This is a genomic window from Corynebacterium sp. HMSC06D04 (assembly GCF_001807315.1).
GTDB classification, from domain to species: domain Bacteria; phylum Actinomycetota; class Actinomycetes; order Mycobacteriales; family Mycobacteriaceae; genus Corynebacterium; species Corynebacterium simulans.
This window is the reverse complement of the sequence record NZ_KV788564.1, coordinates 13,742-26,509: the sequence shown is the minus strand read 5'-3', so window position 1 is coordinate 26,509 and position 12,768 is coordinate 13,742. Positions and strand designations below refer to the sequence as shown.

Here is a 12,768-nt window from a genome sequence, read left to right as displayed (position 1 = left end):
CCCGAAGTCCACATGTCCGGGCTGGGCAATAGACTAAGTGGCAATCCACTGCTGCATAGAAAGGCTGCTTTGTGAATCAACCAGCAAACTCTGCGGAGACGCCCTGGCCCGTAGGCCGGGTCAATGACCAGGTCAAGGGTTGGATCGAGCGTCTCGGGTTCTTGTGGGTCGAAGGCCAATTAACCCAGATCAACGTCAAGCGCTCATGGAAGCTTTCCTACCTCACTTTGCGCGACGTCGAGCAGGAAAAGTCCGTGCAGCTAACGTGCCCAACTGACATGGTCTTGAAAATGCCCACGCCATTAAAAGACGGCGATCGCGTGGTGGTCTACGGCAAGCCCGCCTTTTATGCCGGCCGCGGTTCCTTTTCATTGTGGACCACTGAGATTCGCCACGTCGGCGTCGGTGATTTGCTAGCACGCATTGAGATGCTGCGCCAACAGCTTGCTGCTGAAGGGCTCTTCGATCCTTCGCGCAAGTTGGCGCTGCCCTACCTACCTAACAAGGTAGGGCTTATCACCGGCCGCGGCTCTGCTGCTGAACGTGACGTGTTAGCCGTGGCAAAGGACCGCTGGCCGGCAGTGCAATTCCGCGTCATTAATACCGCGGTGCAGGGAGCGAACACCGTTCCAGAGGTTATCAACGCGTTGGAAACCCTCGATGAGGATCCAGAAGTAGACGTCATCATCATCGCCCGTGGCGGCGGTTCTGTCGAAGACCTTCTTCCTTTCTCCGAAGAGGCTCTACAGCGCGCAGTTGCCAGCGCACGCACTCCGGTGGTCTCTGCTATTGGCCATGAGCCAGACAATCCAGTGCTCGACAATATTGCAGACCTCCGCGCCGCCACTCCTACTGACGCCGCCAAACGAGTAGTGCCATCGGTTGCTGAGGAATACGCATTGGTGGATGAAGCGCGTTCCCGCATGGCAGCAGCACTGCGTGGTTGGGTCGAAAGGGAAAGGCGCGGGCTGGAAAATATTCGTTCACGCCCCGTGCTTGCGGATCCAATGACGCCGATCAACGCACGCCGTGATGAGCTTGAGCGCTCCCGTGCGTTGATGAAGCGCGAGGTCACTTACTTGCTCGAGCGAGAAAAGAACAAGGTCACTGCCCTGCGCGCACAGGTCTCGGCTCTCGGCCCGTCGGCCACCTTGGAACGCGGCTATGCCATCGTCCAAGTCGTGCCGCGTGATGGTTCGGGCCCAGAGGTTGTGACTTCCTACAAGCAATCACCACCCGGCTCGCAGTTGCGTATCCGCGTCGGTGATGGCTCGATTACCGCAGCGGCAATGGCGGCCAAACCAGCCGACTAACAAACTTCAGTAATCATTCAGCGCTAAAGCACTGAAAAATATAGACCCGAAGCCAAAGACTTAACTAAAGGAGCAGACATGAACGAGACAATCGGTACCGGTACTCCCGGCCAAGACGCATTCCCGCCAGTAGAGGAACTTACCTACGAGCAGGCTCGCGATGAGCTCATTGAAACCGTCAAGATTCTTGAGCTCGGCCAGATGGGCCTCGACGAGTCGCTGAAGTACTGGGAGCGCGGTGAAGCGCTGGCAAAGGCCTGTGAGGCCCACCTTGACGGCGCTGCGCGTCGTGTCGAGAAGGCACTAGATAGTGCCGATAACTCCGAAGATGCCACAGACGCAGAAAACGCATCATCCAACGAAGGAGAGTACTAATGCAGATTTACGGCTACCCAGGTGAGCGCGTGGACTTCGTATCAAAGTCCGGCTCTGCCGGTTCCCTGCTCTTTGGCGATCCACGCCATCTTGCAGAGGAGTTTTTCGGCACGCCGCATACGGCAAGCACTGATGAGATCTCCTATTACTCTGGCTCCATCGTGCTGTGCTTTAAAGAAGGCCGTCTCCGCGAGGTAAGAATCTACCCGCAGAACTCCAAGCGCGAACGAGTCGACGTCTACGTTGCTAAGCAGCGCCTGAGCGGCCTAGACGAAGAAACCCTCGCCCAAACGGTAGAAACCGCGGGCGAGGGTGTCCAGGTCGAGTTTGCAGACGGCCTTTACTCAGCCACCTTCAGCTAAGGCTGCTGAGAGGTCGGTGCTGTTGCACCGTCCTCCTGCGCACCAGCCTCGGCTGCCCCGTCGTCATTCACGTGCAGAACCGGCGCCTTGGCGAATGCCTCGATGGTGGTCTCGTAATCCGCTTCAGAGGCGGAGCCGGACAATACCAGGCGGGAGTCGCCTAAATCTGTGATCCATAGTGGACGAACATTAGCGTCGTCGCTTTCTAGGATCTTGACCTTCTTGCCAGCAACCTCACGCTCGGATTCGTTGGCACGGTAGTTGGAGTCATAGCCTTTCTCCGCCTCTTCAATAGAGACTTGGGTCTGCGTAGACTCCACATAGCCTTCATCAGCAGTCAGCCAGCTCACCACGGAGGCGTTCTCCCCCGCCACAGCGGAGCGACGCGCGGCAGTAGGCGCCCAGCCTTCGGGCATCTGTGGGTTACGGATTACTGCCTCCGTAGCGCGTGCTTCCATCTCTAGGAACGTCGTGGCATCGACATCCTGGACAGGCCCCTTCTTTGTCTCCGGGTTCACGCTACACAAGCCGGTAGCTCCTACAACAAGGAGCATGGCGATGACGGTCACGCCGAGAGACAAAATAATGTCCCGGGCGCCCTCAAAAATCTTGGGTTTCTCTTCTGCTGCCACGCGACCAGTATTCCACGTACCCAAGCGCACAACGAAAAGCCGGGGCGAACTCAAATTCTTGTGCTGCGAATTTTCTACTTCACTGCCCCCGGGATCGGGCAAAGCCCTCAATCGGGGGCACCAACCTGCCTAAAAATCCATTCAAAAGTGCAAGAATAGGAAACAGTGCCCTGGAAGGTTCCAGCGGCGAGACAGAAAGAGAATGGAAGGCAGCCTAAACACATGTCCGAAAACACTTCTTACATGCCAGATCGCAACCTCGCTATGGAGCTGGTTCGCGTCACTGAGGCCGCAGCTTTGGCCTCCGGCCGCTGGGTAGGCCGTGGCAAGAAGAATGAGGGCGATGGCGCAGCTGTGGATGCAATGCGCAAGCTCATCAACTCCGTCGCAATGAACGGCGTTGTGGTCATCGGCGAGGGCGAAAAGGACGAAGCCCCGATGCTGTTCAACGGCGAAGAAGTGGGCACCGGCGAGGGCGCTGCAATGGACATCGCAGTTGACCCGGTCGACGGCACCCGCCTGATGGCAGAGGGCCGTCCGAACGCTATTTCCGTCATCGCTGCCGCAGAGCGTGGCACCATGTATGACCCGTCCGCCGTCTTCTACATGAACAAGATTGCTGTCGGCCCAGCTGGCGTCGGCGCAATCGACATCAACCAGTCCGTTGAGTGGAACATCAACTCCGTTGCTAAGAAGCTCGGCATCAAGGCTGCCGACCTCACCGTCGTTGTACTGGACCGCCCGCGCCACCAGGACCTTATCGATCAGATCCGCGCTGCCGGCGCAAAGGTTCGTCTCATCATGGACGGCGACGTCGCAGGCGCAATCGCTACTTGCCAAGATTCCAACTCCATCGACATGATGATGGGCGTCGGCGGCACCCCTGAGGGCATCATCACCGCTTGCGCTATGAAGTGCATGGGCGGCGAAATCCAGGGCAAGCTATGGCCGAAGGACGAGGAAGAAGCTGAAAAGGCTCGCCAGGCTGGCCACGACTTGGACCGCGTTCTGAGCACCGACGATCTAGTTTCCTCCGATAACTGCTACTTCGCTGCTACCGGCGTTACCAACGGTGACATGCTGCGCGGTGTTTCCTACCGTGCAAACGGCGCCACTACCCGTTCCCTGGTTATGCGCTCCAAGTCCGGCACCATCCGCTACATCGATTCCGTACACAAGCTGGCCAAGCTGCAGGAGTACTCCGTTATTGATTACTCCAACGCAGCGGATGCCTAAAGGTTTTTAAAGCCCCGCTTTTGCATTTGGTGCACGCCCTTTTCAGCATGGACGTGCACCTTGCACATTCGCACGCCATTTAGTCCATACTGGTTTTAGTGAGGCGTGACTTCCAGCACCATTATGGTGCCGGTTGATACAAATCTTATTATTGCGTTTACTGCCGGAAGGGACACGTTAGTCCGACTCCCTCCCGACACAATCGCTAAATGAACATCTTTATTCAACACATAATTTTGAGGTGGATTTCATGACTGAGTACCGCATTGAACACGACACCATGGGTGAAGTGAAGGTTCCTGTTGATGCTCTGTGGCGCGCACAGACCCAGCGTGCTGTAGAAAACTTCCCGATTTCCGGCCGCGGGCTTGAGGCCACTCAGATTCGCGCTTTGGGCCTGCTGAAGGCAGCTTGCGCACAGGTCAACAAGGATTCCGGCACGCTCGATGCGGACAAGGCTGACGCAATCATCGCTGCAGCGAAGGAAATCGCTGAAGGCAAACACGACGCTGCTTTCCCAATCGACGTCTTCCAGACCGGCTCTGGCACCTCCTCCAACATGAACACCAACGAGGTCATCGCCTCGATCGCCCACAACAACGGCGTAGAGATTCACCCCAATGACCACGTGAACATGGGTCAGTCCTCCAACGACACCTTCCCTACCGCAACCCACGTTGCGGCCACCGAGGCAGCTGTCAACGACCTCATCCCAGGCCTGAAGGTGCTGCACGAGTCCCTGAGCGCCAAGGCCAAGGAATTCGCGGACGTCGTTAAGTCCGGCCGCACCCACCTGATGGACGCAACCCCGATCACCCTAGGCCAAGAGTTCGGTGGCTACGCACGCCAGATCGAGCTCGGTATCGAGCGCATCGAGGCCACCCTGCCACGCCTGGGCGAGCTGGCTATCGGCGGCACCGCAACCGGCACCGGCCTGAACACCTCGGCTGACTTCGGTGCAAAGGTCACCGAAGAGCTCAAGAAGCTCACTGGCGTTGAGCAGCTCAAGGAAGCAGAGAACCACTTCGAGGCTCAGGCGGCGCGCGACGGACTCGTTGAGTTCTCCGGAGCAATGCGCACCGTTGCGGTATCCCTGAACAAGATTGCCAATGATATCCGCATGATGGGCTCCGGCCCACTGACCGGCCTGGCAGAAATCCACCTGAAGGATCTGCAGCCAGGTTCCTCCATCATGCCGGGCAAGGTTAACCCGGTTCTGTGCGAGGCAGCCACCATGGTTTCCGCACAGGTCATCGGCAACGACGCTGCCGTTGCATTCGGCGGCGCCAACGGCCACTTCGAGCTGAACGTGTTCATCCCGGTCATGGCACGCAACGTCCTTGAGTCCGCTCGCCTGCTGGCTAACGTCTCCCGCATCTTCGCTGAGAAGTGCGTCGACGGCATCGAGGCTAACGAGGAGCGCATGAAGAAGTTTGCTGAGTCCTCTACCTCCATCGTTACCCCGCTGAATTCCAAGATCGGCTACGAGAATGCAGCAAAGGCTGCTAAGCACGCACTGCACGAGAAGATCACCGTCCGCGAGGCCGTCATTGACCTGGGCTTCGTCGACGGCGAGAACCTCACCGAGGAAGAGCTGGATGAGCGCCTCAACGTCTTGTCCATGACCAACCGCGAGCGTGATAGCTTCTAAGCTTTCTACCTAGCGGTACTTTCAAGCAGCACTTTTCAGCCTCCCACTGCCTTGCCGCTCGGGTACCCACCCGAGTGCATGACAGTGGGAGGCTTTTTGCTACCCCAAAAGCATTTGTGGCCGAGCGCACCGAAGGTACGTCAGGGACTCAAAAATCACTAAGTTTGCACTTGGTGCAAACTTGCACCGGGTGTAATGTTGCACAGCGTGCAAGAAGAAATGTCACTACGCGAGCAGAAGCGACTCAAGACGCGACTGCGTATCGAAGACGCCGCCACTTCCCTGGTGGACGAGCGAGGCTTCGCCGCAGTCACCATTGAGGAGATCTGCGAAAAAGCGGGGATTTCAAGGCGCACATTCTTTAACTACTTCGATTCCAAAGACTCCGCAGTCTTGGGCGCCCCTAGCGCACTATTTTCCCAAGACCAACGAGCATATTTCCTTGACACTCCAACGGAAAACCTGCTGCGTTTGACCGTGGAACTCGTCATTTCCCATTTGGACGGGCACCACGCCGACAAGGCAATTGCAGCAAGGCGGCGCCGCATAGCAAGCGACCCAGATGCTGCCGCGGCGTCGTTTAGCCGCAAACGCGCAAAGTCAACCGAGATTGCAGAACTCATTACGCTTCGCCTCAAGCAAGAACCGCAGCTCCAGCTCATGCCAGAAGTTGCGCCAGAGACAGAAGCATTACTCATCGGAGCCACCGTTAGAGAAGCGCTTTGGATTGCCACCGCTTCCCCCGAAATCAGCTGCGAACAACCATTTGAGCAAAAGTTCAATGATGCACTCGCACTCGTTATCACTTTCACGAAAGGACTAAAATGGTAGATACCGCCAAGTCGCCGACGAACAACGTCGGCGAGGCGCAGCCAGCGCAAGCTGGCGGAAACGAAAAGAAAGAAAACAACGTAGCTCTCGTTTTCTCCGCTCTCGTTCTCACCATGTTGATGAGCTCCTTGGGCCAAATGATTTTCTCTTCGGCCCTGCCTACTATCGTGGGCGAGCTCGGCGGCGTCGACCACATGAGCTGGGTTATCTCCGCTTTCTTGGTCACCATGACCATCGCTATGCCAATCTCTGGCAAGCTGGGCGACATGATGGGCCGCAAGTGGCTCTACATCGGCGGCATCGCAGTCTTCGTCGTCGGCTCTGCCATCGGTGGCTTCGCAAATGACATGAACTGGCTCATTTTGGGCCGCGCTGTCCAGGGTTTCGGCGCTGGCTTCATGATGATTTCCTCCCAGGCCATCATCGCGGAGGTCACCACTGCTCGTGAGCGCGGCAAGTTCATGGGCATCATGGGCGGCGTCTTCGGCCTTTCTTCCGTTCTGGGCCCAGTCCTCGGCGGCTGGTTCACCGATGGCCCGGGCTGGCGCTGGGGTCTGTGGATTAATATTCCACTTGGTCTGCTCGCCATTACCGTGTGCACCATCGTGCTGCACCTGCGTGTTGGCGATACTGACCTGCGTAAGTTCGACGCTCTTGGCGCTACTTTCATCGCTATCACCACCGCTTCCCTCATCCTCATGACTACTTGGGGCGGCACGCAGTACGAGTGGTCTGACCCAATCATCATTGGCTTGGGCATCACCGTTGTCGTCGGCGCTATTATCACCGTGCTCGTCGAGGCAAAGGCCAAGGAGCCGCTGATTCCGGTTCACCTGTTTAAGAACCGCAACATGGTTCTGACCACCGCAGCCGGTACTGTCCTCGGTCTGGCAATGTTCGGTGTGCTTGGATACATGCCAACCTACCTGCAGATGGTTCATACGTTGACCCCAACCAAGGCGGGCCTCATGATGATTCCGATGATGGTAGGCCTCATCGGCACCTCGACTGCCGTTGGCTTCATCATCGCCCGCACGGGCCACTACAAGATTTACCCAATCATCGGCCTTATCATCACCGCCGGTGCTTTGTTCTGGATGTCCAAGCTGACCGTGGATACGCCCCTGGTTCAGCTCGGTGCTGAGTTCTTCGTCTTCGGCGTGGGCCTGGGTTTTGTGCAGCAGGTTCTGGTTCTCATCGTGCAAAACTCCTTCCCTATCGCGCTGGTCGGTACCGCAACGGCTGCCAACAACTTCTTCCGCCAGATTGGTTCCGCAGTTGGTGCTTCCCTCGTTGGATCCCTGTTCATCCACAACATGAAGGATGAGATGGCAGCCAACATGCCAGCTGCAATCAAGGCCATGGGCCCTGAGGGCGCGCAGTACGCTGAGCAGTTCGCTTCCGCAACGGGCGGTTCTTCCCGCCTGACCCCGAACATGGTTGCGCACCTTCCGGATGCAATTCAGTCCGTCATCCTCAACGCCTACAACGATGGCCTCACCCCAGTCATCCTGCTGATGGTTCCTATGGCCATCGTTGCCCTTCTTTTGGTTCTTCCCGTCACGGAAGAGCACCTTAAGGAAGAGATCTCTTAAATATCACTCACCAGACAAAGAATCGAAGGCTACTAGCGAGGAGCGCTGTGAGCTCCAGTCCCGCATTGCGCTAGACGACGCCACCATAGAGAACAACCTTGTCTATCCCCCCGGGCTTGCTCAAGGAAGTCTTGGCTCTAAATGTTAACTCGGTCGACGTGTGGCGCACTCGCGACTATCTGGTCGCACTCGCTGAGAAAGAAGGAATTGAAATTCCAGCTTTTATCCGCCTTTTGCTCTATCTCTCAGGGTTCCATCATCAATGATACCGGCGGCAATTGTCAGCATAGAAAATTCCCGGTCTGAAATAGGAAGCGATTTCAGACCGGGAGTTCTCTTATATCTTCAGCAATTGCGCCAACCTCAACGCCGCGACATTGACGAGGTCATGAGGACAATAATGCGCGGTACATTCCCCGCCGCCGAGTTTTTCTAGCTCTATTGCCTAGCTAAAAGTCCTAATTATTGTTGCCTCGCTCCCGCTCATCTGGCTTCGGAAGCAGCAGCTCGTAGACGTCGGTGTCGCGCCACTGACCGGCCATCTCGCCGTAGGTCATCTTCGCCATGTGGGAGTAGGTACCGACCTTGACGAAGCCGCGAGACTTATGTAGGCCTGCGGAACCCTGGTTTTCTGGGAAGATCCACGCGTGGATTGCCCACTTGTGGAGGTCCTTGCAGGTTTCGATGAGCTTATCGAGCAGGGCACCGGCGATGCCACGGCCTTGAGCCTCCGCGCTGATGTAGATGGAATCTTCCACCACACCATGGAAGACTGAGCGGGAGGAAATCTGCGCTGCAGAAACCCAGCCCAATACCTTGGAATCATCGTCTTCCTCAACCGCAACGAAGACCGAGGACATGATCTTTGCACGGGTAAACTGCTCCAGTGTCAAAGAACGCGTTTCATACGTAGCGTGACCGGTGTTTAGGCCCTCTTCATAAATTGCCCGCATCTGGGGATAGTCGGCCGTAACAAAAGGTCGAATCTTAAAGTTCTTCGCGGGTTTGTTTTCTGCCATGTGATTCATTATTACAAGACAACTACCTGTACGGCTATATAAACCGGAAAAAGTTAGCTAGCCGCGATCAAGGAAGACGGTTTAACCTTAAGCCTCGCTTTCGAGTAAGTCCGTGACAAGCTCGGCGATTGCAGAACGCTCTGAGCGCTGGAGGGTCACGTGTGCAAATAGCTCATGCCCTTTGAGCTTTTCAATGACAGCCTGCACACCGTCATGGCGGCCCACGCGCAGATTGTCACGCTGGGCGACGTCGTGCGTCAACACCACGCGCGAGCCCTTGCCCAAGCGAGACAGGACGGTGAGCAAGACGTTGCGCTCAAGCGACTGCGCTTCATCGACGATGACGAAGGAATCATGCAAGCTCCGACCACGGATGTGGGTCAGCGGCAGAACCTCAAGGAGGCCGCGGTCATGGACTTCCTCCATGACGTTGTCAGAGACAAGGCCTTCGAGGGTATCGAAGACGGCCTGGGCCCAGGGATTCATCTTCTCGGACTCGCTACCTGGAAGGTATCCCAGCGACTGCCCGCCCACTGCATACATGGGGCGGAAAACCACGATGCGGCGGTGCTCACCGCGCTCCAGGACTGCTTCAAGGCCCGCGCACAGCGCCAGCGCAGACTTACCAGTGCCGGCACGGCCGCCCAGGGACATGATGCCCACGGAGGGATCTGACAAAAGGTCAAGTGCCACGCGCTGCTCCGCGGAACGGCCCTGCAGTCCAAACGCATTGACATCACCGCGTACGAGCTGGATGGTGCCCTCTGCCGTCATGCGGCCAAGCGCGGACTGCCCTGCCGCGTCCAGCTTGATGCCGCAGTGAACTGGAAGCTCTTCGATAGCAGTGCCATCTTCAGTCAGTACGCCGTCTACCATGACTTCCCCATCACGGTAGAGAGCATCGATGACTTCAGCAGAAGTATGAACCACAGCCATGCCGGTATAGCCGGTAAGAACTACGTCCTGCGCGTGGTACTCGTCGGCTTGCAAGCCAACTGCACCAGCCTTGACACGCAGTGGGACATCCTTAGTCACAAGCACGGTGTCTTTGCCCTCATGCGCCAGGTTGAGTGCGCAAGCGAGAATGCGGTGGTCACCTTCGGGACCCCGGAAGGAGGATGGCAGCAAAGACTGATCCTGATGATTTAGCTCAACGCGTAAGGTTCCGCCCTCAACGTTGACCGGAACCGCTTGGTCTAGGCCGTCGTATGCACCACGCAGGTCCTCCAAAAAGCGAAGAGCTTGGCGGGCGAACCAGCCAAGCTCAGGGTGATGACGTTTTCCTTCCAATTCGGAGATGACGACGATGGGAAGGATGACCTCGTGCTCTGCGAACTTGCGCAGGGCCCATGGGTCAGAAAGGAGGACTGAGGTATCAATAACGTAGGTCTTAGTGGCCACTGCACTGGGGCTCATAGGCTCGGTCAGAACAGAAGGATTGGTCATGATTGCGGGGTTCTCCCTTTAGATCGTGTTGCTTGATCTCTTCCCAAGCTAAGCGCCAAAGGTTGAAATTACATGGGTGAAAGATGAACATTGCGAAAACGCAAGGTTCATACCAGCCAAAAGCTCGTGAATTGGTACTGCGACCATGAGGACCACCAGTGATCACAAAAGCGGGCTAGGTAGAAACCTAGCCCGCTTTATTAAATTAGCGAGATTTACTCAACGGTAGCCTCGTACTGGCCGGACTCACCCTTCATCCACTTGATGGTGCCGTTGGTGAACTCCTGAACCCAGCCGTTACCTTCAGCCTGCTCTGGAGCGGAAGGCAGGCCAACCTTATTTGCCAGGCCGCCCTCGCCCTTCCAGGTCTCAGCGATCTTGCCAATGATTGGCTGTGCGCCAGACTCTTCGTTGAAGGCAAGCAGCTTGTCCTCAGCGAAGGTAGCCAGGAAGCCATTCTCGGAGTTTTCTACATCCTGAACGTCGCCCCACTCAGCGGACTTCTCGTCGATTGCGGAAGCCAGAGCGGCCGGAACCTCAACCTCGCCAGCTGCGGTATTAATCTTCTTCATCTCACCGGAAGCTGCGCCGTCCTTGGAATTATCGGAGCTCATCTTATCGGAAGCATCAGCGGCAGTATCGCCGGCCTTGTCCTTGGCATCGTTGGCAGCGTCGCCAGCTTTGTCGGTAGCCTCGCCGGCCTTATCCTTGGCGTCCTTAGCAGCGTCACCGGCCTTGTCGGTTGCCTGGCTTGCTGCGTCCTTTGCGGCATCGCCAGCGTTGTTTGCTGCATCCTCAGCGTCGGAGCAAGCAACAACTGCCAGGGACAGGGAAGCTGCGGTCAGGCCAGCGGCGAAACGACGGGAAATCTTGTTCATGATTAATAATCCTTTTCTAAATATGTGAATTTCTTCTGCCTTGCGGCAACTCAATTAACGCTATAGACGGATCACTCACAGCAGCCACCCAGTTTTCAACAATTTAGGCGAAAAATATCGTTATTTGCGTCGTTTTCCCCGCTGAGAGGATTTCTTACTTTTTGGTAACGGATTGGTTTTTCGGCCTTGAACAGCCCGCTTGTTACCGGACCGTGACCTAGAACTTGTCGTTTTCTGGCCACTTTGCTGACCTTTTCCTTGGCCACCTTGGCCCTTGGCCGCGGCTTCCCGGCGCGCTTGCTTAGCCTTAGATTTCTCGCGGGCGCTAAGCTTCACCGCAGTACCGCGGGAGGAGTTTTTGGTTCGTCCTTTAGCTACCCCGACAAATGCTTGGATGTCCTCGCCATCGCGGTCCTTTCGCCAGACCAAAGCAATGGCAGTGCGCGCCACTGTCGGATCATTGAACGCCAAAGGCACTACTTGCTTTTTGCTGAGCACCTTCAGCAATGGGCGCGGGGCAATGACAATACCCACGTTGGCGCCCACCACCTGAAGACCTGTACGCACTGCTTCGACGTCGACCTGGGCGTCATCGCCAATGCGGTAGTTCAGATGCTCCTCAGAAACATCGGAGGGCTCAATCTCTTCGCCTACCTCTGCATAAACAGAATCCTTGGGAACGGCAATTCCCGGGGCTTCTTCATATAGACGCACTAGATGGAAGGAATCATCGATGCGCGGATCCGCGCCCTCTGCGGGGATTCGGGTCAAGGCAAGGTCGGCTTCGCCTTCGAGCAAAGTTGCAAGAGCATCATCAGCGTCTAAAGTGACTAGCTCCCCATAATCCGGGTTGGAGCGGTATCGTTCAAACCATTTTCCTGGTTCGGTGCCCGTGGCAAAGACTAGTCGCAGCATGCAGCCAATAGTACTGTCTTGCTTGCTCAGTACTAGTTCCTGCACTTTATGGGCAGTGACACCTCCCCCGCCGTGCTGCTACCGTAGGGAGAGTGAATGAGATGAATAAACAGCCTTCTGGCACCGCGATGCGTGCGCAAACCGCAGCGAAGAAGCTCGGCATCTACTTGCCCGCTACCCCGGAGGAATTCCAGAACTCCGCTGTCAGCCATGCAGAGCTACGCGAGCTGCAAGACAACCCACCACAGTGGTTGGTCGACCTGCGCCTGAACGGCCCACACCCACGCCCCATCGTGGCACAGAAGCTCGGTATCTCCGTTACTTCTCTAAAAAAGAACGAATTTGACCGCCCGATGACCACTCCAGAGATCAAGGAACTCTTGGCAGAAATGCCGGAGTGGCTGTCTGCTGCGCGCAAGGCACATGCCGAAAACCGTGACGGCAATGGGCAGCCTGCCTATGAAGACTCTCCTGCTAACGAGTCTTAAATCTTAAGGCCCTAGCGCCACCTCAGA

The 12,768-nt window shown here is 56.6% G+C and carries 13 protein-coding genes; 8 read left to right on the top strand and 5 right to left on the bottom strand.

Going from position 1 to position 12,768, the window contains the following annotated elements; genetic code table 11:
• Positions 1 to 71 precede the first annotated feature (71 nt).
• The 3 genes from xseA (at position 72) to HMPREF3155_RS12005 (ending at position 2,050) form a co-directional block, all read left to right on the top strand.
• Positions 72 to 1,313, top strand: a complete 1,242-nt coding sequence (xseA, locus tag HMPREF3155_RS12015) for an exodeoxyribonuclease VII large subunit (RefSeq protein ID WP_070433423.1) — start codon at positions 72 to 74, stop codon at positions 1,311 to 1,313.
• Between the two features lie 78 nt (positions 1,314 to 1,391).
• On the top strand, positions 1,392 to 1,688 hold the full coding sequence (locus HMPREF3155_RS12010) for an exodeoxyribonuclease VII small subunit (protein ID WP_061921633.1): 297 nt from the start codon (positions 1,392 to 1,394) through the stop codon (positions 1,686 to 1,688).
• Entirely contained in the window at positions 1,688 to 2,050 is a 363-nt protein-coding gene (locus tag HMPREF3155_RS12005; RefSeq protein ID WP_070433422.1) for a hypothetical protein, read from the top strand. Before HMPREF3155_RS12010 ends, HMPREF3155_RS12005 begins: the two co-directional genes overlap by 1 nt.
• On the opposite strand, the gene HMPREF3155_RS12000 is transcribed toward HMPREF3155_RS12005, so the two are convergent.
• On the bottom strand, positions 2,047 to 2,682 hold the full coding sequence (locus tag HMPREF3155_RS12000; RefSeq protein ID WP_070433421.1) for a DUF4245 domain-containing protein: 636 nt from the start codon (positions 2,680 to 2,682) through the stop codon (positions 2,047 to 2,049). The genes HMPREF3155_RS12005 and HMPREF3155_RS12000 overlap by 4 nt on opposite strands.
• 222 nt (positions 2,683 to 2,904) lie before the next feature.
• Between HMPREF3155_RS12000 and glpX the strand changes: the two genes are divergently transcribed.
• From glpX to HMPREF3155_RS11980, 4 genes are all read left to right on the top strand, one after another.
• Entirely contained in the window at positions 2,905 to 3,918 is a 1,014-nt protein-coding gene (gene glpX, locus HMPREF3155_RS11995) for a class II fructose-bisphosphatase (RefSeq protein WP_070433420.1), read from the top strand.
• Positions 3,919 to 4,168: 250 nt separating this feature from the next.
• On the top strand, positions 4,169 to 5,569 hold the full coding sequence (locus HMPREF3155_RS11990; protein WP_070433419.1) for a class II fumarate hydratase: 1,401 nt from the start codon (positions 4,169 to 4,171) through the stop codon (positions 5,567 to 5,569).
• Between the two features lie 207 nt (positions 5,570 to 5,776).
• Positions 5,777 to 6,400, top strand: coding sequence for a TetR family transcriptional regulator (locus HMPREF3155_RS11985; RefSeq protein WP_070433467.1), 624 nt, complete (start codon positions 5,777 to 5,779; stop codon positions 6,398 to 6,400).
• Positions 6,394 to 7,995 (top strand): MDR family MFS transporter, encoded by a 1,602-nt coding sequence (locus HMPREF3155_RS11980; RefSeq protein ID WP_070433418.1) that lies wholly within the window; start codon positions 6,394 to 6,396, stop codon positions 7,993 to 7,995. The genes HMPREF3155_RS11985 and HMPREF3155_RS11980 overlap by 7 nt, the downstream gene beginning before the upstream one ends.
• A gap of 458 nt (positions 7,996 to 8,453) precedes the next feature.
• Here the strand turns inward: HMPREF3155_RS11980 and HMPREF3155_RS11975 are convergent, their stop codons facing one another.
• The 4 genes from HMPREF3155_RS11975 to HMPREF3155_RS11960 form a co-directional block, all read right to left on the bottom strand.
• Entirely contained in the window at positions 8,454 to 9,014 is a 561-nt protein-coding gene (locus HMPREF3155_RS11975; protein WP_201057400.1) for a GNAT family N-acetyltransferase, read from the bottom strand.
• An 87-nt stretch (positions 9,015 to 9,101) separates the two neighbouring features.
• Entirely contained in the window at positions 9,102 to 10,460 is a 1,359-nt protein-coding gene (locus HMPREF3155_RS11970; protein WP_062041396.1) for a PhoH family protein, read from the bottom strand.
• A gap of 215 nt (positions 10,461 to 10,675) precedes the next feature.
• On the bottom strand, positions 10,676 to 11,338 hold the full coding sequence (locus HMPREF3155_RS11965) for an LGFP repeat-containing protein (protein ID WP_070433417.1): 663 nt from the start codon (positions 11,336 to 11,338) through the stop codon (positions 10,676 to 10,678).
• Positions 11,339 to 11,458: 120 nt separating this feature from the next.
• Positions 11,459 to 12,253: a LysR family transcriptional regulator substrate-binding protein gene (locus tag HMPREF3155_RS11960; RefSeq protein WP_070433416.1), complete on the bottom strand. Its 795-nt coding sequence runs from the start codon at positions 12,251 to 12,253 to the stop codon at positions 11,459 to 11,461.
• A 101-nt stretch (positions 12,254 to 12,354) separates the two neighbouring features.
• On the opposite strand from HMPREF3155_RS11960, the gene HMPREF3155_RS11955 reads away from it, so the two are divergent.
• Positions 12,355 to 12,741 carry a DUF5997 family protein gene (locus HMPREF3155_RS11955; protein WP_210385673.1) on the top strand — a complete coding sequence of 129 codons (387 nt, stop codon included), beginning with the start codon at positions 12,355 to 12,357 and terminating at the stop codon, positions 12,739 to 12,741.
• Positions 12,742 to 12,768: the final 27 nt, after the last annotated feature.

What these genes read in the sequence shown, in the direction of transcription:
- HMPREF3155_RS11960 (WP_070433416.1), bottom strand. Translation starts at nt 12,253, where the DNA reads ATGCTGCGACTAGTCTTTGCCACGGGCACCGAACCAGGAAAATGGTTT.
- HMPREF3155_RS12005 (WP_070433422.1), top strand. Translation starts at nt 1,688, where the DNA reads ATGCAGATTTACGGCTACCCAGGTGAGCGCGTGGACTTCGTATCAAAG.
- HMPREF3155_RS11990 (WP_070433419.1), top strand. Translation starts at nt 4,169, where the DNA reads ATGACTGAGTACCGCATTGAACACGACACCATGGGTGAAGTGAAGGTT.
- HMPREF3155_RS11970 (WP_062041396.1), bottom strand. Translation starts at nt 10,460, where the DNA reads ATGACCAATCCTTCTGTTCTGACCGAGCCTATGAGCCCCAGTGCAGTG.
- HMPREF3155_RS12010 (WP_061921633.1), top strand. Translation starts at nt 1,392, where the DNA reads ATGAACGAGACAATCGGTACCGGTACTCCCGGCCAAGACGCATTCCCG.
- HMPREF3155_RS11955 (WP_210385673.1), top strand. Translation starts at nt 12,355, where the DNA reads ATGAATAAACAGCCTTCTGGCACCGCGATGCGTGCGCAAACCGCAGCG.
- glpX (WP_070433420.1), top strand. Translation starts at nt 2,905, where the DNA reads ATGTCCGAAAACACTTCTTACATGCCAGATCGCAACCTCGCTATGGAG.
- HMPREF3155_RS11980 (WP_070433418.1), top strand. Translation starts at nt 6,394, where the DNA reads ATGGTAGATACCGCCAAGTCGCCGACGAACAACGTCGGCGAGGCGCAG.
- HMPREF3155_RS11975 (WP_201057400.1), bottom strand. Translation starts at nt 9,014, where the DNA reads ATGGCAGAAAACAAACCCGCGAAGAACTTTAAGATTCGACCTTTTGTT.
- HMPREF3155_RS11965 (WP_070433417.1), bottom strand. Translation starts at nt 11,338, where the DNA reads ATGAACAAGATTTCCCGTCGTTTCGCCGCTGGCCTGACCGCAGCTTCC.